General features: G+C 64.6%; 18 protein-coding genes, 1 tRNA gene and 6 pseudogenes. 15 read left to right on the top strand and 10 right to left on the bottom strand.

The window, feature by feature from the left end; all coding sequences use genetic code 11:
* The first annotated feature begins 58 nt into the window (after positions 1-58).
* The 6 genes from ACTPOE_RS05870 (at position 59) to ACTPOE_RS05845 (ending at position 5,633) form a co-directional block, all read left to right on the top strand.
* On the top strand, positions 59-781 hold the full coding sequence (locus ACTPOE_RS05870) for a response regulator transcription factor (protein WP_458871269.1): 723 nt from the start codon (positions 59-61) through the stop codon (positions 779-781).
* Complete coding sequence (locus tag ACTPOE_RS05865; RefSeq protein WP_458871268.1) at positions 778-2,103, top strand: sensor histidine kinase; 1,326 nt, start codon at positions 778-780, stop codon at positions 2,101-2,103. The genes ACTPOE_RS05870 and ACTPOE_RS05865 overlap by 4 nt, the downstream gene beginning before the upstream one ends.
* A 52-nt stretch (positions 2,104-2,155) precedes the next feature.
* Positions 2,156-2,827 carry a methyltransferase family protein gene (locus ACTPOE_RS05860; protein WP_458871267.1) on the top strand — a complete coding sequence of 224 codons (672 nt, stop codon included), beginning with the start codon at positions 2,156-2,158 and terminating at the stop codon, positions 2,825-2,827.
* A gap of 196 nt (positions 2,828-3,023) precedes the next feature.
* Complete coding sequence (locus tag ACTPOE_RS05855; RefSeq protein ID WP_458871266.1) at positions 3,024-3,968, top strand: M14 family metallopeptidase; 945 nt, start codon at positions 3,024-3,026, stop codon at positions 3,966-3,968.
* Position 3,969: 1 nt separating this feature from the next.
* Complete coding sequence (locus ACTPOE_RS05850) at positions 3,970-4,902, top strand: 2-hydroxyacid dehydrogenase (protein WP_458871265.1); 933 nt, start codon at positions 3,970-3,972, stop codon at positions 4,900-4,902.
* Positions 4,903-4,979: 77 nt separating this feature from the next.
* Positions 4,980-5,633, top strand: a complete 654-nt coding sequence (locus ACTPOE_RS05845; RefSeq protein ID WP_458871264.1) for a hypothetical protein — start codon at positions 4,980-4,982, stop codon at positions 5,631-5,633.
* Positions 5,634-5,641: 8 nt separating this feature from the next.
* On the opposite strand, the gene ACTPOE_RS05840 is transcribed toward ACTPOE_RS05845, so the two are convergent.
* The 5 genes and pseudogenes from ACTPOE_RS05840 to ACTPOE_RS05820 all read right to left on the bottom strand — a co-directional run.
* Positions 5,642-6,721, bottom strand: a complete 1,080-nt coding sequence (locus ACTPOE_RS05840) for an ADP-ribosylglycohydrolase family protein (protein WP_458871263.1) — start codon at positions 6,719-6,721, stop codon at positions 5,642-5,644.
* Positions 6,682-8,145 (bottom strand): GGDEF domain-containing protein, encoded by a 1,464-nt coding sequence (locus ACTPOE_RS05835; protein ID WP_458871262.1) that lies wholly within the window; start codon positions 8,143-8,145, stop codon positions 6,682-6,684. Before ACTPOE_RS05835 ends, ACTPOE_RS05840 begins: the two co-directional genes overlap by 40 nt.
* 210 nt (positions 8,146-8,355) lie before the next feature.
* A complete protein-coding gene (locus ACTPOE_RS05830; RefSeq protein ID WP_458871261.1) occupies positions 8,356-9,105 on the bottom strand; it encodes a hypothetical protein in 750 nt (249 codons plus the stop codon).
* Between the two features lie 15 nt (positions 9,106-9,120).
* Positions 9,121-9,447 (bottom strand): BON domain-containing protein, encoded by a 327-nt coding sequence (locus ACTPOE_RS05825; protein WP_458871260.1) that lies wholly within the window; start codon positions 9,445-9,447, stop codon positions 9,121-9,123.
* Between the two features lie 87 nt (positions 9,448-9,534).
* Positions 9,535-9,729, bottom strand: a pseudogene (locus tag ACTPOE_RS05820) (helix-turn-helix domain-containing protein); the annotation flags it as partial.
* Positions 9,730-9,848: 119 nt separating this feature from the next.
* Between ACTPOE_RS05820 and ACTPOE_RS05815 the strand changes: the two are divergent.
* Positions 9,849-10,154 (top strand): nuclear transport factor 2 family protein, encoded by a 306-nt coding sequence (locus ACTPOE_RS05815; RefSeq protein WP_458871259.1) that lies wholly within the window; start codon positions 9,849-9,851, stop codon positions 10,152-10,154.
* 164 nt (positions 10,155-10,318) lie between these two features.
* On the opposite strand, the gene ACTPOE_RS05810 is transcribed toward ACTPOE_RS05815, so the two are convergent.
* Complete coding sequence (locus ACTPOE_RS05810) at positions 10,319-10,714, bottom strand: type II toxin-antitoxin system HicB family antitoxin (RefSeq protein ID WP_458871258.1); 396 nt, start codon at positions 10,712-10,714, stop codon at positions 10,319-10,321.
* Between the two features lie 24 nt (positions 10,715-10,738).
* Positions 10,739-10,921 (bottom strand): type II toxin-antitoxin system HicA family toxin, encoded by a 183-nt coding sequence (locus ACTPOE_RS05805; protein ID WP_458871257.1) that lies wholly within the window; start codon positions 10,919-10,921, stop codon positions 10,739-10,741.
* 317 nt (positions 10,922-11,238) lie between these two features.
* Between ACTPOE_RS05805 and ACTPOE_RS05800 the strand changes: the two are divergent.
* The 4 genes and pseudogenes from ACTPOE_RS05800 to ACTPOE_RS05785 all read left to right on the top strand — a co-directional run.
* Positions 11,239-12,797 (top strand): annotated as a pseudogene (locus tag ACTPOE_RS05800) (IS3 family transposase).
* Between the two features lie 90 nt (positions 12,798-12,887).
* Positions 12,888-14,111, top strand: a complete 1,224-nt coding sequence (locus ACTPOE_RS05795) for an IS110 family RNA-guided transposase (protein WP_458870713.1) — start codon at positions 12,888-12,890, stop codon at positions 14,109-14,111.
* Between the two features lie 235 nt (positions 14,112-14,346).
* A protein-coding gene (locus ACTPOE_RS05790; protein ID WP_458871239.1) for an IS3 family transposase occupies positions 14,347-15,488 on the top strand; the annotation gives its coding sequence in 2 pieces (ribosomal slippage) (positions 14,347-14,614 and positions 14,614-15,488; 1,143 coding nt in all).
* 201 nt (positions 15,489-15,689) lie between these two features.
* A pseudogene (locus ACTPOE_RS05785) lies at positions 15,690-16,268 on the top strand (IS110 family RNA-guided transposase); the annotation flags it as partial.
* A 31-nt stretch (positions 16,269-16,299) separates the two neighbouring features.
* Here ACTPOE_RS05785 and ACTPOE_RS05780 read toward each other — a convergent pair.
* A pseudogene (locus ACTPOE_RS05780) lies at positions 16,300-17,858 on the bottom strand (IS3 family transposase).
* Positions 17,859-17,907: 49 nt separating this feature from the next.
* Here ACTPOE_RS05780 and ACTPOE_RS05775 point away from each other — a divergent pair.
* Together ACTPOE_RS05775 and ACTPOE_RS05770 are read left to right on the top strand one after the other, a co-directional pair.
* Positions 17,908-18,561, top strand: a pseudogene (locus tag ACTPOE_RS05775) (IS110 family RNA-guided transposase); the annotation flags it as partial.
* 294 nt (positions 18,562-18,855) lie between these two features.
* Positions 18,856-19,542, top strand: a complete 687-nt coding sequence (locus ACTPOE_RS05770) for a metallophosphoesterase (protein WP_458871256.1) — start codon at positions 18,856-18,858, stop codon at positions 19,540-19,542.
* A gap of 95 nt (positions 19,543-19,637) precedes the next feature.
* Here the strand turns inward: ACTPOE_RS05770 and ACTPOE_RS05765 are convergent.
* Positions 19,638-19,714, bottom strand: a tRNA-Met gene (locus tag ACTPOE_RS05765).
* Positions 19,715-19,854: 140 nt separating this feature from the next.
* Between ACTPOE_RS05765 and ACTPOE_RS05760 the strand changes: the two genes are divergently transcribed.
* Together ACTPOE_RS05760 and ACTPOE_RS05755 are read left to right on the top strand one after the other, a co-directional pair.
* The gene (locus tag ACTPOE_RS05760) at positions 19,855-21,120 is read left to right on the top strand and encodes a transposase family protein (protein ID WP_458870343.1); all 1,266 of its coding nucleotides are present in this window, start codon (positions 19,855-19,857) and stop codon (positions 21,118-21,120) included.
* A 214-nt stretch (positions 21,121-21,334) separates the two neighbouring features.
* Positions 21,335-22,893, top strand: a pseudogene (locus ACTPOE_RS05755) (IS3 family transposase).
* Between the two features lie 115 nt (positions 22,894-23,008).
* Here ACTPOE_RS05755 and ACTPOE_RS05750 read toward each other — a convergent pair.
* Positions 23,009-24,150, bottom strand: a protein-coding gene (locus ACTPOE_RS05750; RefSeq protein WP_458871239.1) for an IS3 family transposase whose coding sequence is annotated in 2 segments (ribosomal slippage) — positions 23,009-23,883 and positions 23,883-24,150 — 1,143 coding nt in all. Because the reading frame shifts where the segments join, the coding sequence is not laid out codon by codon here.
* Positions 24,151-24,355: the final 205 nt, after the last annotated feature.

Here is a 24,355-nt window from a genome sequence, read left to right as displayed (position 1 = left end):
GGATGCATGCGGCGCGAGGGCTTGTTCAGAGGTTCCCTGGCGTGGGCGGGCCCTTGCCATGACGGGGGCGGCCGATGGCCCGCGCGTCCTGATCGTCGAGGACGAGCCGACGTTGGCAGAAAATCTGTACGGTTATCTGGAACGTCAGGGCATGGCGCCGGACGCCGCCTGCGACGGCCATGGGGCACTGGCCTTGCTGCGCTCGGCGGTCTTCGACGTCTTGGTGCTGGACCTGGGCCTGCCCGGCCTGGGCGGTCTGGACGTGCTGCGCGCCATGCGGCGGGAACCCTCCCTGTGGCGGCCCGTGCTGGTGCTGACCGCGCGCGAACGGCTCGAGGACAAGCTCCTGGCTTTCGAACTGGGCGCGGAGGACTATCTGGTCAAGCCCTTCTCACTGGCTGAAGTCGCGGCGCGCCTGCGCGTCCTGGCGCGGCGGGCACAGGGCGGCGAGTCCGGCCCGATCGTGCATGGAGACTTGTGCTACGACCCGGGTTCGCAGACGGTGACCCTGGCGGGCCGGCCGCTGGCCCTGCCGCGCAAGTCGGTGCTGTTGCTGGCGGTCCTGCTGCGCCCTGCCGGGGATCTGGCGACCCACGCCCGCCTGACGGCGGCGCTGTGGCCCGACGGGCCGCCGTCGGACCGTGCCCTGCACGATCAGGTGCACCTGCTGCGCCGCCGCCTGCGCGCGGCGCGGGGGCCCGACATCGTGGCGGATCCCGGCCGGGGCTGGCGGCTGGTGTCCGCGTCGTCCGGCGTGGCCGCCGACGAGGATGGGCCATGATCCCGAAGCGGTCTTCCTCCCTGGCCCGGCGGGTGATCTGGGCCGTCACCGGCACCGCCGCCGTCTTCCTGGCGATCATCGGCCTGCTGGCCTACGAAACCTTCGCCCACATGGAGGACGGCTTGGTCGACGAGGTTCTGTCGGGCCAGATCGCGGCCCTGCGGGACGATCTCGAGGCAGGGCTGGCCGTGCCGGCGGTCCTGCCGCCGCGCTGGAGCGAGGGGGGACGTGTCCAGGCCTGGGTGCTGCCGGTGGATCGGCCGCCGCCCCTGGAGGGCATGTTCACGGCGAAGCCGGGTGGCCGGGAGATCGCACAGGCGGGCCGGACCTGGCACACCTGGGTCGAAGCCGTGCCCCAGGGCCTGCTTTACGTTCGCTACGATGCCACTGCGCACGAGGATCGGGTCAGGGCCTTCGGCTGGACTTTGGCGGGCGAGGCCGCGCTGGCGCTGGTCTGCGCCTGGCTGCTGGCCCGGCGGCTGGCGTACCGGGTGGTGGCGCCGATCCGGGCCGTGTCGGACCGGCTCATGGCCTGGGGGGGAGAACCCCCCCCGGGCATGGCATCCGGGGGCGACGAAGCGTTGGAATTGATTGAGGCCTTCAACCGCATCCAGGACCGGATCGACCGATCGGTGGCGTTCGAGCGCCAGTTCGCCGCCAATCTCGGTCATGAGTTGCGCACGCCGCTGGCCGCCCTGCGTTCCGATTGTGAGATGGCCCTGCTGGACGCCGGGCCGGGGACGCCTTTGAGGGCGCGCCTGGCGAGGATGATGACCCAGGTGGACGCCGCTGCCAGCAGCCTGGCGGGCGCGGCTGCCCTGAACAGCGCCGATCCGGCCCGGGTCCGTCGCGTCGACCTGTCCCTGGCACTGGAACAGGCCTGGTTCGCCCTGGAGCCCATGGCTCGCGCGCGCGGCCTGGTTCTTGACTCGCGCATTCCGCCGGACGAGAACCGGTCGCTGGATCCGGACGCCTTGCTGATCGTGCTGCGCAATTTGCTGCGCAACGCGATCGAACACGCCGCGCCAGCCACGTTGCGGGTGGACCTGGACGACGAAGGTATCCTGGTCCTGCGTGACGATGGGCCGGGTATCGATCCCCGGCGCCTGGCGTGGGTGCGGGAGTGGCGCGCCGGACGGGCGGACTCGCCGCCCTCCGCGGACGCGCCGGAGGCCGGCCATGGGCTGGGCCTGGGCATTGCCCAGCGCGTCTGCGAATTGCGGGGTTGGAGGCTGAGCGTGGATTCGGTTCATGGCGGCTTCGATAGCGGGACGACCTTTCGGCTCGACTTGCGTTCAGCTTCAAGTCAACTCCATTCGTAGAGAATTCGTGGCCCTGGGAGCTATGGTTCGTGTTGTTCGACCAGGAGCCGCCATGACTTCGACCGCCTGCCCCCCTCCCGCCGCCCATCCGGCGTCCGATATCAATGCCATCTGGGAACGCCTGGCTCATGCCCAGGTGCTGCGTCGCCGGGCCCTGGGCGTCCTGGGGGCGCTGGCCGTACTGGCGCTGCCCTGGATCGGTTCCGCCTGGCCGGAATCCGGTTGGGTCAACCAGGGATTGGAATGGGCGGGCCTGGCCCTGATGACCCTGGCGCTCCTGGGGCGTTGCGCCTGCATGCTGTACCTGGGGGGGCGCAAGGGTGCCGATCTGGTAGCCGAGGGGCCTTACTCTGTTTGCCGCAATCCCCTGTATGTCTTCTCCGTCCTGGCCGTTCTGGGCATCGGTTTGCAGACCGGCAGCCTGACGGTGGCCCTGGTCCTGGCCTTGGCGGCTCTGGCGGTGTTCCGCTGGATCGTGGGTGAGGAAGAGCGGATGTTGCGCGCGTCCTTCGGCGCGCCGTTCGAGGACTACTGCACGCGGGTGCCAAGATTCCTGCCCCGCCTGGCAGCCTGGCATTCGCCGCAACACGTCACGGTCGATCTTCAAGGGGTCTGGAAGACGGCGCGCGACGCCTTGCCGTATTTTCTATCGATTCCCGTGTTCGAAGCGATCGAGGCTGCCCAGGGCGCAGGGTGGGTGCATGTCCGCCTTTGGCTGTATTGAGACGACGCGCCGGGGCTGATCCGGGCTTGTCTCCTCCCGGGACGAAGAGGCTCCGATGCCGAGTGCCCCTGTGCTACAGTTTCAAGCGGTTTCCGTCGCTGGGCCGTCCTGAGGCGAAAAGCGTCTCCTTGGCGGGCGGCAAGCAGGCGCAGCCTGTGCGGCGCGAGGCACCCGTTTCGTGTTTGGAGCCCGGTTCATGCAGCCCTCGTTTTACCCGATCGGCACTCCCGGCGTCCCCTGGGGGGAAGCCGAAATCGCCGCCTGGCTCGCCCGCCAGCGGCGTCGGCGCAGCTATGCCGATGAAGTCCTGGCGGCGATCGACCGCCTGCGCGACCGCTACGAGGTCATCCAATACGGCCGGTTGGACTATGCGTCCGACACCTATCCCCTGCTGGCGCTGCGCGGCCACGACTGGCATGGCGATCGCCCGGTGGCGCTGGTCACGGGCGGGGTGCATGGCTACGAGACCAGCGGTGTTCACGGCGCGCTGCGCTTCGCCGACCTGCACGCGGCCGACTACGCGGGCCACCTGGATCTGATGATCGTCCCCTGTGTCAGCCCCTGGGGCTACGAGCGCATCCATCGCTGGAATCCTCTGGCGCTGGATCCGAACCGTTCCTTCCATCCTGGCAGCCGCGCACCGGAATCGGCGGCGCTGATGGCGTTGGTGGCCCCTTTCGCGGACCGCGTGCGGGTGCATATCGATCTGCACGAGACCACCGACAGCGACGAATCCGAATTCCGGCCCGCCCTGGCGGCGCGCGATGGCCAGCCATTCACGCCGGGCGGTATCCCCGATGGCTTCTACCTGGTCGATGACGCCGAATCTCCCCAGCCAGGATTCCAGGACGCCGTGATCCGCGCCGTGTCCGGGATCACCCACATCGCTCCCGCCGACGAGCGCGGCGAGATCATCGGCTCGCCCGTGGTCGCACCGGGCGTCATCCGCTACGCCCTGCGGTCCCTGGGGCTGTGCGCCGGCATCACGGACGCGCCCTACCGCACGACGACCGAGGTCTATCCCGACAGCCCGCGCGCGACGCCGGACCAGTGCAATGCGGCCCAGGCGGCGGCAGTGCGCGCGGCGCTGGACTACGCTCTGGAGCATGCGACCCCCTCGAAGTGGGCGAACGGGCCCTGACATGGAGATCGTCTTCGCATCGGAACTGGAAGCCGATCCGCTGGCCTGGGTGGCGGCATTGCGCGCTGCGCTGCCGGAAGCCCGGGTGCGCCTGTGGGACGATGGCGAACCCGAGGGCCGTGCCGATTTCGCCGTGGTGTGGGCGCCGCCTTCCGGCCTGTTCGCTCGCGAACCCCGGCTGCGCGCCCTGTTCAACCTGGGCGCCGGAGTCGACGCCCTGCTGCGCTTGCCGGGACTGCCGGACGGTCTGCCCCTGGTGCGGCTGGAAGACGGCGGCATGGCGGTGCAGATGGCGGAATACGTGCTCTACCACCTGTTGCGTGAATCGCGCGACTTCGGCCGCTACGAGCGCCAGCAGGCCGAAGGGCTCTGGAGGCCCCTGGACGATATCGACCGGGACGCCTGGACCGTCGGTGTCCTGGGCGCCGGAGCCATGGGCGCCCGGATCGCCGAGGCCTGCGCGGCCCTGGAATACCCGACGGCGGTCTGGTCGCGCAGAGGCCGCGCCGTGCCGGGCGCCGAGTCCCACGGCGGCGAGACGGGCCTGGCCGCGTTCCTGGCGCGCACGCGCGTGCTGGTGAATGCGCTGCCGTTGACCGACGCCACCCGGGGCATCCTGTGCCGTCGCACCTTCGACCAGTTGCGTCCCGACGCCGTGGTGATCAACATCGCCCGGGGTGGGCATCTGATCGAGGCCGACCTGCTGGCCGCCCTGGACGACGGTCGCGTGCGGGCCGCGGTTCTGGACGTCTTCGAGCGCGAGCCCTTGCCACCAGGTCATCCCTTCTGGACCGACGCACGCATCAGCGTCACGCCGCACGTCGCCGGCGCCAGCCTGATGGACCGGACGGTGCGCCAGATCGCCGGCAAGATCCGCGCCCTGGATCGGGGGGAGGCGATCACCGGCGTCGTGGACCGGGGCCGGCAATATTGACGGCCGTGGCGTGCCTTCCGGCTTCTTTCCGCCGGTGCGCGTGGTGGCTGACCTGTCTGCTGGCGCTGGCCGGTTGCGTGGCTCCGTCCGATCCCGCGCTGCGGGGCGAATCCATGTCCGCCGACCAGTTCGCCCAGAGCGATCTCAACCGGCTGCAGACCCTGACGATGCGCGACAACCTGGACAGCCTGGATCGCTTGCTGGAGAAGCTGTACCGGCGCAACCCCGGCGAATGGCGCAAGGCCGGATTCACGGACCTGAAGGCCGCGCTGGAGCAGGGCCGCGCCCGCATTCGCGTCGGCGAGGTGCCCAAGGAACTGGATGGCCTGCGGGATATCGAGGTTCTCTCCGTCGCCATGGACCCGCGCTATCCAGGAGACCGTGCGGCGGCGTTCGTACTGGGGTTGTCCAGCATGATCATCGCCGCTCATGGCGGGCTGACCCGTTTCCATGTCGGCGATGCAGTCCAGGCCCGGCATGTCTTCAACGCCGCCCGCAATGTCGAGATCGCCGTCTGGATGCTGTCCAGCCGACGCGATGCCCAGGGGCGACCGCTGCTGCTGTCCAACGAACTGGGCGATGGCGTGGCCAACCTGAGTTTCGAGCGCGAGTTCGGGCGCATCATCGCCCGCCTGGACCTGGAGGCCGAACTGCAGGATGAAAGCCTGCGGCGCATCGGCATCAACTACGTGCAGGGCCTGTTGTTCTTCAATTTCCTGCCGGTGCGCTGACCCGGGCGTCAGGCCGTCGCTGCCTGGCGGGCCAGCCGGCCGGCGCGCTCCAGGCGCCGGGCGCCGTGTTCCAGAGGCTCGATGAGGCGGGTCGGGATCGCCTGGATGCCACCGATGGCGCCGCACAGGGCACCGGTCAGCATCGCCCGGGCCTGGTTCTGGCCGCCGCCGTTGACGGCGTGCAGGACGGCGGACTCGAAGTCGTCCTGGAAGCGGCCGGCCAGGTAGTAGGCGGCGGGAAGCTGGTGGTAGACCGCACAGGGCATGCCGTACACCAGCGAAGCTTTCCAGGCCGGCTCGATACAGATATCCGGATCCTGGACGGCGCGCAGGACGCAGGATACAGTCAACAGGGCGTCCGGCGAGGGAAACTGGCCGGCGGTCCGAGGCGTTTCCGGTCCCGGCGGCGGGGTGTTTTCCCCGGCCGATGTCACGCTGTGGAACGGCAGGACACCGTCGCGCACCAGCGCCATCAGCCGGTCGGACGTGGCCGCGTCCAGCGGTTCGCCGCATATCAGGCTGCCCAGCACGCAGCCGTAGGCCACGGTCATGGCCATCACCGTGACGTCGCGCTGGGTCAGCGCCGTGTTCGTGGCGCAGTGGCGCGCCAGATCGGCCGGCCGCCGGGCGTAGCGCACGGCCAGGGCCAGGATGCGTTCGGCCGCCTCGGTGGTATCGGCCAGGCCGGCCACATGGCCCCAGGGCTGGCCCCGGCCCACGCGCAGACGCCAGGCTTCGCGGATCGACTGGCTGGTGTAGCCGCCCGGCCCGTTCATGGGCGTGCCGTCCAGCAGGGGAAACAGATCCTGGTCCAGCTTGCGGCAGAAGTCCGCCTCGTCGTATTCGCCGCATGCGTCCAGGGATTCCGCCAGCAGGTCCAGGATGAAGCCGGCCTGGCCCGACTGGCCGGCCCGCAGCCCGGCGTGATAGCGGTCGGACCGGGGATCCGTGTAGCCGTCGATCCAGTCGCCGTAGTCGCGCCGCAGGGCGTCCAGGTCGTAGTACCAGTGTGGGCCCAGGGCCAAGGCGTCGCCGACGTAGGCGCCGATCAGGGCGCCCTTGGCGCGTTGTTCAAAGGTGGGTGCCATGCCGGGTCCTCCTTCGCATCCGGTGCCTGGCCGTCGTGGCCGCTGTGGGCGTGCACCCGGTTGCGTCCGCTGCGCTTGGCCTGGTACATCGCCCGATCAGCATACGCCAAAAGTTCGGACAGGGAAGCGAGTGGCGTGCGCGAGTCATGCACTGTACCGATGCTGACGGAGATCCGCAGAGGCGGGCCGTCGCCCGGGAAGACTTCCAGCCTTTCCACGCAGAAGCGCAGGCGTTCGGCGATATCGTTCGCGTCCCGTTCCGAGGTGTCGGGCAGGAACAGGGCGAATTCCTCGCCGCCCAGGCGGCCGAACAGGTCGTGGGGGCGGACGATGGTACGGATGGTCCGCGCAAAGTCCTTCAGGACCTGGTCGCCGGCGGCGTGGCCGTGCTGGTCGTTCAGGCGCTTGAAGTGATCAATGTCCAGCATCAGCAGAGCGTTGCCCCGGGGCGGCGCGGGGGTTCGCCCAAAGTGTTCGTCGGCGCTGCGCAGGAAGGCCTGGCGCGACAGGGCGCGGGTCAGGCCGTCGTGGTCCAGGGCCAGATTCAGGGAAGAGATCAGGTCGCTGCGGGCCGCCAGGATGCCGGATACCAGCAGGGGCGACATCACCAGCAGCAGCACCCCCAGCCGCAGAGACACCATGTCCCAGGCATGGCGGCCGGCCAATGGCTGGCCTTCACCCATCGATAGCCAGCCGTTGGCAATGCCCAGCAGCACGGCGAGGGCGGTCAACAGAGTGATCCAGGCCGTCGTGCTCTGGCGGTAGGCCAGGGCGCAGTACATCAGGGCCGGGATGGGAAAGGCGGCGGCGCCCGGTCCGCCCAGCAGGAAGCAAAGAAACAGGCTGGCGATCAGCGCGGCGAAAGGAAGCAGCAGGGTCCCGCTGCCCATCCGCCTGAGCAGGGAGGTCCAGGAGTGGCGACGGTCGCCGCGAAGTCCGGGACGCCTGGGCAGGAGCATGATCGGCGGCAGGAAGGCGCTGTAGCTGAGCATCTGGCCGAAGAACCAGTTCAGGGCGACCGTCACCCATTGCGTGTCGGGCCGCAGCCAGGGCGTGAGGATCAGGGCGACGGCCGCGTTGGTGGCGGCCGCCGTGGCGCAGGCCGCGAGCACCTGGCCGATGGCCCGGGGGCTACGCAGCCGGGCGGGCGCCCGCCGGTTGGGCGACAGGATGATCCAGGCGACGAGCACGCCAGAGAGGTCGGTGACGGCGTAGCCCAGGGCGGCCGGCCAGCGCAGGCCTTCCAGGAAGAAGTTCGCCAGCGTCAGCCCGCCGAGCGCCCCCGCCCAGGACAGCGAGTGGCCCAGGGCCGGATGGCGGATCAGCAGGCCGGCCAGCAGGGCGTTGGCCGGCCACAGGACCGACAGCCCCGCGTCGGGTTGGGGCAGTTGCCCCAGGGCCGAGCACAGGAACGCGATCGCCATGGCCAAGGCAGCCTGGGCAGGCTTCCGGCAGCATCGTGCGCGGGGGTGGAAAACCGGGGACATGTGGAGCGGAAGTCTGGGTGAGAGGGGTGCCGCGCTTCGAATGTAACAGAGCGTGGACACCTTGTCTCTCGTGGTAAGTCCTAGCCTGTTCGGGGCTTTCACCAGGCCGCGGCCCCGGGGCCGGCACCGGATTCGGCGGCCGATCCGTCAGCCGGCCGGAGGGCGCCGGGCCTGCTGCCAGGCCAGCACGGCCCGAGTGGCCTGCGCCATGACGCGGTCGTGGTGTTCCTTCGGCCACGCCTGGCGTAGCGAGGCGAACAGGCATTGCGTGCCCGATTGGGCCAATCCGGTGGCGTCAGGATCTTCCAGCAGGCGGATCTGGATGTGGGCCAGCGTATCCGAGACCAGGCGCCAGCCCAGTTCCGGCATGCCGGCGTCCAGGGCCAGCAGCTGGCCGCCCAGGGCCTGGATCACCGGTTCGACCGCTTCCAGGCTGTTTCCCGCCCCCATGGCGTGCCATAGGGCCAGGTGAATCTGGCGGCGCAGCGCGATCTTGAAGTCGATGGCCTTGGTCTCGACTGCGTCGAGTTCTTCGAACCGGCGCTGGAACCGGGCGTCGTCCGCGGGATCCAGGCTGGTGCGCAGGGCGCCGATCAGTGCGGTCAGAGGTGGGATGGCCTGGATGCCGAAGGCCTGGCTGAATGCCAGCCCCCATTGGTCCAGCCCGGTCAGCAGCAGCGCCATCCGCAAGGCGCGTGCCTCAGCGTCCGGATCGGCCCGGACCCAGTCCAGGCACTGCATCCGCAGCGCGTCCAGCGGGAAGGGGGACGATTCCGCCGCCGCATGCCGGAAGGCCCGAGTGAAGGCATCCCGGGCCAGGTCGGCGGCTTCCGCCTGGACCCCGGGCGGGGCCAGCGCGGCGAGCGGATCGTCGAGGGTGGGTCGGGCGTCAGGCATGGCGCCCGCATTGTCTCACGGTTTGACGATCAGTCCGTTGTGCACCTGGGTCACGCCCTTGACCGACCGGGCCAGTTCGCCTGCGCGGTCCTTCTCGTGCTGGGACTTGGCGAAGCCCGACAGCTGTACGATGCCCCCGTCGATGGTCTTGACGCTGATGTTCGCCGCCGAGGTATCGGAGTCGTTCGCCAGCTTGGCCTTGACCTCGGCCGTGACGGCCGAGCCATCGATGTATTGACCGACGGTTTCCTGCTTGCGGGCCACGGAGCAGCCCGAGATCATGACGGTGGCGGCGCCGGCCATCGCGGCGATGGCGATGATGCGAGTGACGTTCGATTTCATGGTGTGTGTTCTCGTGTGCGTGGAGAGTTTTGCTGCGTGCGAAATTAAGATAGCACGTGGCATGCCTGGACGCATGTCCCTCCCGGTTCAGCGTATCGAGGCTTGATATTGCCCCGGCGTGACGCCGAATACCCGGCGGAACAAGGCGATGAAGGCGCTTGCGTTGTCGTAGCCCGAGTCCAGCGCGACCGCCATCACCGGCTTGTCGGCGGCCAGCGATTCCAGAGCCTTCAGCAGTCGGACGCGCTGGCGCCACTCGGTGAAAGTGAACCCTGTTTCGGCGGGATCATCGGGGCGGACATGTTTGGCGTTAACTGAGTATTGAATGTCATTTATACCGTACAAGCGTCATCCGAATGTGCCTACAGTGTCAATCCGAACCCCATCAGGAGAAAACAGACATGCGTGCCACCGATATCCGCCTCGTTCTGGATGAACTGCTCAACCGGCGGGAACTTCCCCTGGAAGCGGTGCTCGACCGCCATTTCAGCCCCGGCTACCGGCAGCGCACCAATGGGGTCTGGGACGATCGCGAGGCGTTCGCGCGCCATGCGCGCAAGCTGAGGGAAATCATCGAATCGGCCCGGATCGAGGTGCTGGACGAACTGCGCGACGGCGACCGCTACGCCGACCGCCATCGCGTCCATGTCGTCAAGCGCGACGGCGCGCCGGGCAGAAGTCGCTGCTGGTCTGCGCCGAGGAGGTGAAGGATGGGCGTCCCTACCTGAAGCAGACGCCGATCCAGGATATACACACCGGCCAGGAGCGCCTGAGCGAACAGGTGCGGATCACGCCTCTAGGTCTGACCGTGCTGTGTGGCCTTGTCGTTTCATGCTCCATCTAGACCTCGAGGTTCGAGGGGCGCAGTGTTTTAGGAGACCAAATCCGCCATTTCCCGCTCTGCTGCCTTCGCCAGGAACGCAGAGCGCGACAGATGCTGAGCCCTGGCCACTGCGTCGATGCGGTGTACCAAATTTTCCGGCAAGCTGATGTTCAGGCGCACGGCCTTGGTGTTGACCTTGGATAGGTCGATATCCACCATCATCCAAAAGCCACCCTCGAAGTCCTCATGGTCTTTCCAGGACTCGGGAGTGCTGGGGTTGGGGATTGCTTCGGTTTCACCGTAAAAGTGTGCCTCGACTGCCTCCTGTGCGGCGCGGGGCAGGTCCTGCAGTTCGTCGGCGCCAGCAAAGCAGCCGGGAAAGTCAGGGAAGGACGCGCCATAGGCGCTGTCTTGGTCCTTGTGTACGTGGATGGGATAGAGCATGTGGTGTTCTCCTGCCCAGCCCGCTTATCGCAGGCCGGCTTGATTGAGGATGCTGCGCTGTGTCGGCAATGGCAGATCCTTCTTCGGGTGTGGCACTGTGACCTTGCCGGGCTTGGTCGGGTGCTTGAACTGATGGTGGGACCCAACGGCATGCACGAGATACCAGCCGTCGGCTTTCAGTTGCTTAATAAGGTCTGCACAGTTCATTTGTGTAATCAAACACAATACACAAGATTGCGCAACACATTTATTCCGGCCCCTCATGCGCACGGCTAACGATCATGGTGGTAGGCACCACCCCTGAAGATGAAAGAGACTTTGGGGTGGAAGGTGTTGGGTGAAGGTCGTAAAAGTTTTTGGCGGCTCGACCCCGCGGCTAACGTGACCGGCCGGACTGACTCGCACCCCGGATTGCTTCCCTAGAGAGCGCACGCTAAACAGGCCGTTGGCGACATGTCGCCTTCAGGCACGTTCAGTCCCCCCCTGTGTCAGACTAGTTGTCGCATCGGATTTGGAACGATTAGATGAATTTGACGACCTACAGCACGGCCTTCAAAGAGGAGGCGATCCGCAAGACCCTGCAGCGCGGCACGCGCACGGTGGCTGACATGGCCCAGGAGTTGAACATGTCGGTCCATACGCTGAAGAACTGGATTCGCAATCCGAAGATGGCTCATTTGCGCAGGCAATCCTCAGAAGAGGCCCCCGCCAGTCGGTGGACATCCGCACAGCGGCTGCAGGCCCTGCTTGAGACCCATTCTCTGGCCGAAGAGGCGCGCAACGCCTGGTGCCGGGAACGGGGCATCTTCGCCCATCAGCTCACGGCCTGGAAGCATGAGCTCGAACAGTCGGGGAACAAGCCCGCAGCCGATATCCAGGAGCTGCGTCGGCTCAAAGAGGAACTGGTTGGCGTGCGCCGTGATTTGGCCCGCAAGGACAAGGCGTTATCGGAGGCGGCAGCCCTGCTGGTACTGCAAAAAAAATACCAGGCGCTGTGGGAGGACGAGGACAAATGACCTCACTGACACAGCGCCGACAGATCATGGCATTGATTACTGAGGCGGTCACGGCTGGTGCTCGACAGGCACGCGCCTGTGAAGCAATCAATCTGAGCGCACGCACACTGCAACGTTGGCGGCGGGCCCCGGAGCAAGGCGATGGGCGCCCCACGCGGGTACAGCGGCCCTGCAACCGCCTGAGCGATGCCGAGCGTGATCGCATCCTGCGGGTGGTCAACAGCAGCGAGTACGGCCACCTGCCCGCTTCTCAGATCGTGCCACGCCTGGCGGATACGGGGGTCTATCTGGCCAGTGAATCGACGATCTACAGGCTGATGCGTACCGCCGGGCAACTGGTGCATCGCACGCCTGATCGCACGCCTGGCCCGGTGCATCGGCCTCGGGCGCTGACGGCTACTGCGCCAGGGCAGCTCTTCAGCTGGGACATCACCTATCTGCCCGCCACCGTGCGGGGCCAGTACTACTACCTGTACCTGTTTCTTGACCTGTTCAGCCGTCACATCGTGGGCTGGCAGGTCTATGACACCGAGGACAGCGCCCGTGCCAGTGAGCTGATGCGCGATATCTGCCGCCGCGAGGGCATCCTCCCAGGGCAGGTGGTGTTACACAGCGACAATGGCTCCCCGATGAAGGGCGCCACCATGCTGGCGACACTACGGGAGCTGGGTGTGGCGCCATCGTTCAGCAGGCCAGCGGTGAGCAATGACAACCCGTACTCAGAGTCCTTGTTCAGGACTCTGAAGTACCGCCCCCGCTACCCTCGCAAGCCCTTCACCGGTCTGCTGGCTGCCCGGGCCTGGGTCGGTGAGTTCGTGCGCTGGTACAACACCGAGCACCGGCACAGCGCTATCGGCTTCGTGACGCCTGAGCAGCGTCACTGTGGGCGCGATCGCGGCCTGCTCGAACGGCGCCATGCCCTCTATCGGGCGGCCCGCGAAAAGCACCCGGAGCGCTGGAGCGGCAGGACCCGCAACTGGACAAGAGTCGACGAGGTCTTCCTCAACCCGCAGAAGGGTCACGCGTCCTGTGCCAAGCGAAATTCAGACCTCAAGCGGGCGGCTTGAGTCACTCAGAAAATGCGACAGATAGGTTGACAATCACCGGTCCCGGCACCCGCCACCTTCCACCCTTAAGTCTAATCGACAGGAGGTGGTATGGAACTGGGAGCGTTATACAAACGGGTGATCGGTCTGGACATTCATCAGGCGCAGATCACGGCCTGTGCGCTGATCGAGGAAGCAGACGGCTGCGCACGCATCGAGCAACGTCAATTCGGCGCGTTCAAGCGAGACCGTCGGGAACTGGCCGACTGGGTGGCGTCACTACGCCCCGACGAAGTCGTGATGGAGAGCACCGGCATTTACTGGAAGAGCCCGTATGCGGCACTGGAAGCGCGTGGCATCTGCGCCAAGGTGGTCAATGCGCGACATGTGAAGAACGTGCCGGGCCGCAAGACCGATGTGGGTGATGCCCACTGGTTAGCGACGCTGGCGCGAGCGGGATTACTGCGCGGCTCGTTTGTACCGCCGGCCAAGCTGCGGGAACTGCGCCTGATCGCCCGCCAACGACAGAAACTTGTCGGGCAACTGGCCAGCGAGAAGAACCGTCTGCACAAGGTGCTCACCGATAGCGGCGTGCGCCTGGGGGTGGTGGTCAGTGATCTGCACGGCCAGTCGGCACGCGCCATGGTCAAGGCGATCATCGCCGGACAAGCGCCGCAGGAGGTGCTCAAGCTTGCCAGTCGCCGCCTGAAGGCCAGCCGCGAGGAAATCTTCGACGCCCTGCAAGGCGACCTGACGGCCAGCCATCACTTCGTCCTGGATGAACTGATGCAGCATGTCGAGGAAATCGAGGCCCGTATCGTTCGCTTCGATACCCGGCTGCTCGCCGAACTGAAATCCGAACACAACGCCTTGGCCCTGCTGCAAACCATTCCCGGCGTCGATCAGATCGGGGCTGCCATGCTGTTGGTCGAAATCGGCTCCGACATGGATGTCTTTGGTAGTGCCGATCGTCTTGCCTCCTGGGTCGGCATCTGCCCCGGCAACAACGAATCAGCCGGCAAGCGTAAATCCGGTCGTGTTCGCAAGGGCAATCTGTATGTCCGGCGCCTGTTGTGCGAGTTCGCTCACGCCGCTAGCCGTACTCAATCCGTCTTCAAATCGAAATTCCAGGCCTTGATGGTGCGCCGTGGCTATAAACGGGCCATCATCGCCATCGGCCACAAAATACTGCGAACGATCTTCTTCATACTCCAGCGTGGCGAACACTACCGGGACAGCGCCACCGACTATGAGGCCCTATCCGTTCAACGCAACGCTCCACGCTGGATCAAGGCTCTGACCAAGTTCGGATTTATCCAACCTGCCAGCGCCTGAGCCGCACCGCCCTAGCCCTTACAGCCTTCGATGGCTGGGGGGGCGCTCGGTCAGAAATGCCTGTCTTTCACGCTAACGATCATGGTGGTAGGCACCACCCCTGAAGATGAAAGAGACTTTGGGGTGGAAGGTGTTGGGTGAAGGTCGTAAAAGTTTTTGGCGGCTCGATGTTCTGGTCTAATTCTGGTGGACACCTCGATAGGGGATAATCCTTCCCAACGAGAGCCAGCAAGATATGACCCGTATTCGTAGAAGTTTTGACGCCGCCTTCAAGCTCCAAGTGGCGCAGATGATCCGAGAGCAAGGCCTGAGCGTGGGCCAGGTTTGTCGCGATCTGGACCTGATTGACAGCGCAGTGCGCCGCTGGCTGGCCCAGTACGACGCCGAACAATCAGGCCAGGTCGGGATCGGCAAGCCGCTGACGCCCGAGCAGCAGCGCATCCGCGAGTTGGAGCGTGAGAACCTGCGACTGCGCGAGGACGTATCACTGCTAAAAAAAGCATCGGCCTTCTTCGCCCGGGAACTGAAGTGATCCAGAAACTGATCGATCAGTGGCAGAAGAAGGCCAGCACTGCCCGTCTGTGCCGGTTGTTGGGTGTCAGCCGCTCTGGCCTGTATGCTGCCCGCCACCGGCAGCAAGCGCCGCGAGCCTGTGCATTGAGTACGCCCCTGCAAGCCGCCTTCCTGGCCAGCGGTGGCAACTACGGCAGCCGTCGGCTGTCTGCGGCGTTGAAGGCTCAGGGTCTGGACGTCGGCCGTTACCGTGTCCGTGGGTTGATGAAACAGCACGGCCTGCGGGCGCGCTGGAGGCGTAAGTTCGTCCACACCACCGACAGCCGACATGATCTGCCGGTGGCCGCCAACATCCTGGATCGGCGCTTCAATCCCAGGGCGCCTGACCAAGCCTGGGTGGCTGACATCACCTACATCCGCACTGGGCGCGGCTGGCTGTATCTGGCTGCTGTGCTGGACTTGTACTCGCGCAAGGTCGTCGGCTGGGCGATGGCGCCCAGCATGCCTGCTGAGCTCGTATGTGCGGCCTTGCGCATGGCCATCGCACTGCGCCAGCCCGCGCCCGGCCTGATTGTGCATACCGACCGTGGCAGTCAGTACGCCAGCCAGGCCCACCGGGATCTGTTGGATCGTCACGGCTTGATTGCCAGCATGAGCCGCAAGGGAAACTGTTGGGATAACGCCGTGATGGAACGCTTCTTCCTGAATTTGAAGATGGAGCGAGTCTGGCAACGAAACTACGCCAACCCCGCTGAGGCAGTCACTGACATCAACCACTACATCGTCGGCTTTTACAACACCCATCGGCTGCACTCCACTCTCGGATACCGATCACCAACCGACTACGAGAAAGCCACTACCTGAAACGCCCTATCGCGGTGTCCACAAAAACTTGACCACGACACGACCCCGCGGCTAACGTGACCGGCCGGACTGACTCGCACCCCGGATTGCTTCCCTAGAGAGCGCACGCTAAACAGGCCGTTGGCGACATGTCGCCTTCAGGCACGTTCAGTCCCGGCACCCGCCACCTTCCACCCTTAAGTCTAATCGACAGGAGGTGGTATGGAACTGGGAGCGTTATACAAACGGGTGATCGGTCTGGACATTCATCAGGCGCAGATCACGGCCTGTGCGCTGATCGAGGAAGCAGACGGCTGCGCACGCATCGAGCAACGTCAATTCGGCGCGTTCAAGCGAGACCGTCGGGAACTGGCCGACTGGGTGGCGTCACTACGCCCCGACGAAGTCGTGATGGAGAGCACCGGCATTTACTGGAAGAGCCCGTATGCGGCACTGGAAGCGCGTGGCATCTGCGCCAAGGTGGTCAATGCGCGACATGTGAAGAACGTGCCGGGCCGCAAGACCGATGTGGGTGATGCCCACTGGTTAGCGACGCTGGCGCGAGCGGGATTACTGCGCGGCTCGTTTGTACCGCCGGCCAAGCTGCGGGAACTGCGCCTGATCGCCCGCCAACGACAGAAACTTGTCGGGCAACTGGCCAGCGAGAAGAACCGTCTGCACAAGGTGCTCACCGATAGCGGCGTGCGCCTGGGGGTGGTGGTCAGTGATCTGCACGGCCAGTCGGCACGCGCCATGGTCAAGGCGATCATCGCCGGACAAGCGCCGCAGGAGGCGGTGATTGTCAACCTATCTGTCGCATTTTCTGAGTGACTCAAGCCGCCCGCTTGAGGTCTGAATTTCGCTTGGCACAGGACGCGTGACCCTTCTGCGGGTTGAGGAAGACCTCGTCGACTCTTGTCCAGTTGCGGGTCCTGCCGCTCCAGCGCTCCGGGTGCTTTTCGCGGGCCGCCCGATAGAGGGCATGGCGCCGTTCGAGCAGGCCGCGATCGCGCCCACAGTGACGCTGCTCAGGCGTCACGAAGCCGATAGCGCTGTGCCGGTGCTCGGTGTTGTACCAGCGCACGAACTCACCGACCCAGGCCCGGGCAGCCAGCAGACCGGTGAAGGGCTTGCGAGGGTAGCGGGGGCGGTACTTCAGAGTCCTGAACAAGGACTCTGAGTACGGGTTGTCATTGCTCACCGCTGGCCTGCTGAACGATGGCGCCACACCCAGCTCCCGTAGTGTCGCCAGCATGGTGGCGCCCTTCATCGGGGAGCCATTGTCGCTGTGTAACACCACCTGCCCTGGGAGGATGCCCTCGCGGCGGCAGATATCGCGCATCAGCTCACTGGCACGGGCGCTGTCCTCGGTGTCATAGACCTGCCAGCCCACGATGTGACGGCTGAACAGGTCAAGAAACAGGTACAGGTAGTAGTACTGGCCCCGCACGGTGGCGGGCAGATAGGTGATGTCCCAGCTGAAGAGCTGCCCTGGCGCAGTAGCCGTCAGCGCCCGAGGCCGATGCACCGGGCCAGGCGTGCGATCAGGCGTGCGATGCACCAGTTGCCCGGCGGTACGCATCAGCCTGTAGATCGTCGATTCACTGGCCAGATAGACCCCCGTATCCGCCAGGCGTGGCACGATCTGAGAAGCGGGCAGGTGGCCGTACTCGCTGCTGTTGACCACCCGCAGGATGCGATCACGCTCGGCATCGCTCAGGCGGTTGCAGGGCCGCTGTACCCGCGTGGGGCGCCCATCGCCTTGCTCCGGGGCCCGCCGCCAACGTTGCAGTGTGCGTGCGCTCAGATTGATTGCTTCACAGGCGCGTGCCTGTCGAGCACCAGCCGTGACCGCCTCAGTAATCAATGCCATGATCTGTCGGCGCTGTGTCAGTGAGGTCATTTGTCCTCGTCCTCCCACAGCGCCTGGTATTTTTTTTGCAGTACCAGCAGGGCTGCCGCCTCCGATAACGCCTTGTCCTTGCGGGCCAAATCACGGCGCACGCCAACCAGTTCCTCTTTGAGCCGACGCAGCTCCTGGATATCGGCTGCGGGCTTGTTCCCCGACTGTTCGAGCTCATGCTTCCAGGCCGTGAGCTGATGGGCGAAGATGCCCCGTTCCCGGCACCAGGCGTTGCGCGCCTCTTCGGCCAGAGAATGGGTCTCAAGCAGGGCCTGCAGCCGCTGTGCGGATGTCCACCGACTGGCGGGGGCCTCTTCTGAGGATTGCCTGCGCAAATGAGCCATCTTCGGATTGCGAATCCAGTTCTTCAGCGTATGGACCGACATGTTCAACTCCTGGGCCATGTCAGCCACCGTGCGCGTGCCGCGCTGCAGGGTCTTGCGGATCGCCTCCTCTTTGAAGGCCGTGCTGTAGGTCGTCAAATTCATCTAATCGTTCCAAATCCGATGCGACAACTAGTCTGACACAGGGGGGGAGGTGCTCAAGCTTGCCAGTCGCCGCCTGAAGGCCAGCCGCGAGGAAATCTTCGACGCCCTGCAAGGCGACCTGACGGCCAGCCATCACTTCGTCCTGGATGAACTGATGCAGCATGTCGAGGAAATCGAGGCCCGTATCGTTCGCTTCGATACCCGGCTGCTCGCCGAACTGAAATCCGAACACAACGCCTTGGCCCTGCTGCAAACCATTCCCGGCGTCGATCAGATCGGGGCTGCCATGCTGTTGGTCGAAATCGGCTCCGACATGGATGTCTTTGGTAGTGCCGATCGTCTTGCCTCCTGGGTCGGCATCTGCCCCGGCAACAACGAATCAGCCGGCAAGCGTAAATCCGGTCGTGTTCGCAAGGGCAATCTGTATGTCCGGCGCCTGTTGTGCGAGTTCGCTCACGCCGCTAGCCGTACTCAATCCGTCTTCAAATCGAAATTCCAGGCCTTGATGGTGCGCCGTGGCTATAAACGGGCCATCATCGCCATCGGCCACAAAATACTGCGAACGATCTTCTTCATACTCCAGCGTGGCGAACACTACCGGGACAGCGCCACCGACTATGAGGCCCTATCCGTTCAACGCAACGCTCCACGCTGGATCAAGGCTCTGACCAAGTTCGGATTTATCCAACCTGCCAGCGCCTGAGCCGCACCGCCCTAGCCCTTACAGCCTTCGATGGCTGGGGGGGCGCTCGGTCAGAAATGCCTGTCTTTCACGCTAAAGTTAACTGTTTCGCTCTTTGATCCTGATCCGGTTGATCGTCATCGCTTCAATGATTGGCTCAGCTCCCGGCAAGCCGGGCTGCGGCTTCCGTGTCCGTCCTTGACATAGCAACATCGGCTCGGTACGTTGTAGAGATAAGACGGCGTCAGGACATGACAACCTGGCCATGATCACGTCGCCAAGACAAATTCAGCGTTACCGTCCCCCGGCAAAAGCATGATCTCCTTTAATCCCCTTGTGCAACGATTCAGCGCCAACGAGTCAGGCCGAGACTTCGCGGTGGGCGATATACACGGCTGCTTTAGCAAGCTGGAAACTGCCTTGCGGGAGATCCGGTTCGCGCCAGAATTCGACCGGCTGTTTTCGGTGGGTGATCTGGTGGATCGCGGGCCGGAATCCCAGCATGTGCTGGATTGGCTGGATCGACCCTGGTTTCATGCCATCTGTGGCAACCATGATTTGATGACTTGGCGCAGGGCCGTCGGTGATCCGTATCCTGCGGTCGATCATGTGAAGCACGGCGGCCAATGGCTGGATCAGCACAGCAAGGCCAAGCAGGAGCGCATCGCACAGCGTCTACGCGAGTTGCCGCTGGCGATGGAGGTGGGCACGCCGCAAGGTGTGGTCGGCATCGTACATGCCGATTTCCCGTATGACGACTGGCAGGCCATCCATCATGAACGATTCAGCGCCGGCGATAGGGAAACCTGTCTGTGGTCGGCGGACCGCTACCGCACACGGTACATGCAGCCCATCAGGAATGTGCGCGCCGTAGTCCATGGGCATGTCACCCTGTCCAGAATGGCGCAGTTGGGCAATGTCTTCTACATCGATACGGGCGGTTGGCGTGAGGATGGGCAGTTCACGCTGCTGGACTTGCAGACGCTGAAGGTGGTCGGCTGATCCTGCGTTGACACTTGGTTGACAGTCAAGCCGCAGGCAACAAAAAAGCCACCGCAAAGGGTGGCTCTAATGCCCTGATCTAACAGGAAAAATTCTGGTGGCGCATCCCTGATTCGAACAGGGGACCTGCGGATTATGATTCCGTCGCTCTAACCGGCTGAGCTAATGCGCCAAAGCACGCCATTATAGGGGGTGAATTTTCGGTGCGCAAGTTGCAGCCCTGTCCAATATCAGATGAGTCTGAAGGGGGCCTGGTGATTCCAACATCAGATGAGTCTGGAGCTTTGGCCGCGGGTCGTCGATCATCGGGAGATGATCTTGACCTTACACGACGAACGGCTCACCAGCCTGGAGAGCCTGGAACAATTCCTGGCCGGCACCGCTGGCCTGGAGCCACAGGTCGCCGCTGGCACCCAAGCGCAGCGCCAGGTGCACGTCCTGTCGGTGCTGCAGCGCTTTCGATACCCCTCGCTCACTCGCGTCCAGAAGGGACTGGTCATCCGCTACCTGCTCGCGACCAGTGGCTACTCACGCCAGCACCTGAGCCGATTGATCGCCCGATTCCGCGATCACACCCCGCTTGGGCAGCGCCACGCGCCCGCGCACGGCTTTACGCGCCGCTACACCGAGGGGGACATCACCGCGCTGGCCAGGCTCGATGCCCTGCACGAGAACCTGAGCGGGGCGGCCACTCGCCACCTGTGCCAACGCGCCTGGCTGGTCTACGGCGACGCGCGCTATGAGCGCCTGGCCACGATCTCCGTCTCCCACCTGTACAACCTACGCCACCAGGCGCGCTACCGGCAGACGCGCGGCCACTGGGAGCCGACCCGACCCAGCCGAGCCGTCTCCATCGCGATCAGGAAGGCCCCCGAGCCCGCAGGCCGCGCAGGCTTCATTCGCATCGACAGCGTGCACCAGGGCGACTACGACGGCATCAAGGGCGTGTACTACATCGACGCCGTGGATTGCATCACCCAGTGGCAGGTCGTCGCCTGTTGCGAACGCATCTCCGAGGCGTTCCTGCTGCCCGTGCTCGAACAGATGCTCGCCTGCTTCCCGTTTCGCATCCGCGGGGTTCATGCCGATAACGGCGGCGAATACATCAACCACCGCGTGGCCGCCCTGCTCGACAAGCTGAACGCCGAGTTCACCAAGTCCAGGCCCCGCCACACCAACGACAATGCCCTGGTCGAGGCCAAGAACGGCGTGGTCATCCGGCGCACCTTCGGCTACGCCCACATCCCGCAAAAGCACGCCCGGCCCATCAACGCGTTCTGTGAGCAGCACCTCGTGCCCTACCTGAACATGCACCGCCCTTGCCTGTTCCCCGAACAGACGATCGATGCCAAAGGCAAGATCCGCACCACCTACCCTCAAGCGCTCGTGCGAACCCCGCTGGAGAAGCTGCACAGTCTGCCGGCGCCTGCCCGTGGGCTCAAGCCCGGTATCACCCTACAGAGCCTGCTCATCCAGGCGCGGGCCATGAGTGATAATGAAGCCGCCGAACAGCTGCAAAAGGCACGCTCGGCGCTGTTTGCAACCATCCATCGACGATCCGCCGCCAAGGCCGCCTGAACAGCCTGTTCTCTGCAAGTTCAGACTCATCTACGGTTTGGAAAAGACTGTTGCATCGCCTCCAGTGCCAACGCCAAATAGAAATGTCCGGTTTTCTCTCAAATAGAAATGTCCGGCTCAGGGGGAGGCGACGGGTAGCGTGCGCAGGTGTTCAATGGGGCCTTCCCAACCCCCTGTGTCAGACTAGTTGTCGCATCGGATTTGGAACGATTAGATGAATTTGACGACCTACAGCACGGCCTTCAAAGAGGAGGCGATCCGCAAGACCCTGCAGCGCGGCACGCGCACGGTGGCTGACATGGCCCAGGAGTTGAACATGTCGGTCCATACGCTGAAGAACTGGATTCGCAATCCGAAGATGGCTCATTTGCGCAGGCAATCCTCAGAAGAGGCCCCCGCCAGTCGGTGGACATCCGCACAGCGGCTGCAGGCCCTGCTTGAGACCCATTCTCTGGCCGAAGAGGCGCGCAACGCCTGGTGCCGGGAACGGGGCATCTTCGCCCATCAGCTCACGGCCTGGAAGCATGAGCTCGAACAGTCGGGGAACAAGCCCGCAGCCGATATCCAGGAGCTGCGTCGGCTCAAAGAGGAACTGGTTGGCGTGCGCCGTGATTTGGCCCGCAAGGACAAGGCGTTATCGGAGGCGGCAGCCCTGCTGGTACTGCAAAAAAAATACCAGGCGCTGTGGGAGGACGAGGACAAATGACCTCACTGACACAGCGCCGACAGATCATGGCATTGATTACTGAGGCGGTCACGGCTGGTGCTCGACAGGCACGCGCCTGTGAAGCAATCAATCTGAGCGCACGCACACTGCAACGTTGGCGGCGGGCCCCGGAGCAAGGCGATGGGCGCCCCACGCGGGTACAGCGGCCCTGCAACCGCCTGAGCGATGCCGAGCGTGATCGCATCCTGCGGGTGGTCAACAGCAGCGAGTACGGCCACCTGCCCGCTTCTCAGATCGTGCCACGCCTGGCGGATACGGGGGTCTATCTGGCCAGTGAATCGACGATCTACAGGCTGATGCGTACCGCCGGGCAACTGGTGCATCGCACGCCTGATCGCACGCCTGGCCCGGTGCATCGGCCTCGGGCGCTGACGGCTACTGCGCCAGGGCAGCTCTTCAGCTGGGACATCACCTATCTGCCCGCCACCGTGCGGGGCCAGTACTACTACCTGTACCTGTTTCTTGACCTGTTCAGCCGTCACATCGTGGGCTGGCAGGTCTATGACACCGAGGACAGCGCCCGTGCCAGTGAGCTGATGCGCGATATCTGCCGCCGCGAGGGCATCCTCCCAGGGCAGGTGGTGTTACACAGCGACAATGGCTCCCCGATGAAGGGCGCCACCATGCTGGCGACACTACGGGAGCTGGGTGTGGCGCCATCGTTCAGCAGGCCAGCGGTGAGCAATGACAACCCGTACTCAGAGTCCTTGTTCAGGACTCTGAAGTACCGCCCCCGCTACCCTCGCAAGCCCTTCACCGGTCTGCTGGCTGCCCGGGCCTGGGTCGGTGAGTTCGTGCGCTGGTACAACACCGAGCACCGGCACAGCGCTATCGGCTTCGTGACGCCTGAGCAGCGTCACTGTGGGCGCGATCGCGGCCTGCTCGAACGGCGCCATGCCCTCTATCGGGCGGCCCGCGAAAAGCACCCGGAGCGCTGGAGCGGCAGGACCCGCAACTGGACAAGAGTCGACGAGGTCTTCCTCAACCCGCAGAAGGGTCACGCGTCCTGTGCCAAGCGAAATTCAGACCTCAAGCGGGCGGCTTGAGTCACTCAGAAAATGCGACAGATAGGTTGACAATCACCGCCCAACGCCTCCAGGGGTGATTGGCAGGCGGGCCTGTGTCGTGGTCAAGTTTTTGTGGACACCGCGATAGGGCGTTTCAGGTAGTGGCTTTCTCGTAGTCGGTTGGTGATCGGTATCCGAGAGTGGAGTGCAGCCGATGGGTGTTGTAAAAGCCGACGATGTAGTGGTTGATGTCAGTGACTGCCTCAGCGGGGTTGGCGTAGTTTCGTTGCCAGACTCGCTCCATCTTCAAATTCAGGAAGAAGCGTTCCATCACGGCGTTATCCCAACAGTTTCCCTTGCGGCTCATGCTGGCAATCAAGCCGTGACGATCCAACAGATCCCGGTGGGCCTGGCTGGCGTACTGACTGCCACGGTCGGTATGCACAATCAGGCCGGGCGCGGGCTGGCGCAGTGCGATGGCCATGCGCAAGGCCGCACATACGAGCTCAGCAGGCATGCTGGGCGCCATCGCCCAGCCGACGACCTTGCGCGAGTACAAGTCCAGCACAGCAGCCAGATACAGCCAGCCGCGCCCAGTGCGGATGTAGGTGATGTCAGCCACCCAGGCTTGGTCAGGCGCCCTGGGATTGAAGCGCCGATCCAGGATGTTGGCGGCCACCGGCAGATCATGTCGGCTGTCGGTGGTGTGGACGAACTTACGCCTCCAGCGCGCCCGCAGGCCGTGCTGTTTCATCAACCCACGGACACGGTAACGGCCGACGTCCAGACCCTGAGCCTTCAACGCCGCAGACAGCCGACGGCTGCCGTAGTTGCCACCGCTGGCCAGGAAGGCGGCTTGCAGGGGCGTACTCAATGCACAGGCTCGCGGCGCTTGCTGCCGGTGGCGGGCAGCATACAGGCCAGAGCGGCTGACACCCAACAACCGGCACAGACGGGCAGTGCTGGCCTTCTTCTGCCACTGATCGATCAGTTTCTGGATCACTTCAGTTCCCGGGCGAAGAAGGCCGATGCTTTTTTTAGCAGTGATACGTCCTCGCGCAGTCGCAGGTTCTCACGCTCCAACTCGCGGATGCGCTGCTGCTCGGGCGTCAGCGGCTTGCCGATCCCGACCTGGCCTGATTGTTCGGCGTCGTACTGGGCCAGCCAGCGGCGCACTGCGCTGTCAATCAGGTCCAGATCGCGACAAACCTGGCCCACGCTCAGGCCTTGCTCTCGGATCATCTGCGCCACTTGGAGCTTGAAGGCGGCGTCAAAACTTCTACGAATACGGGTCATATCTTGCTGGCTCTCGTTGGGAAGGATTATCCCCTATCGAGGTGTCCACCAGAATTAGACCAGAACACTGAGCGCTTTGTGAGGGCGGTCTGCATCCGGGCGTTGAGCGACTTGGCGTCTTGAGTCGATTGTTTGTGCCGGGATCCTATGAACAGCGGGGGATGCGGCTCTGTATGGGGCGTGCTGTTCCACCATGTGTAATTGT

This window comes from Castellaniella sp. WN, from assembly GCF_054457555.1.
This window is presented reverse-complemented; position numbering and strand designations above follow the sequence as displayed.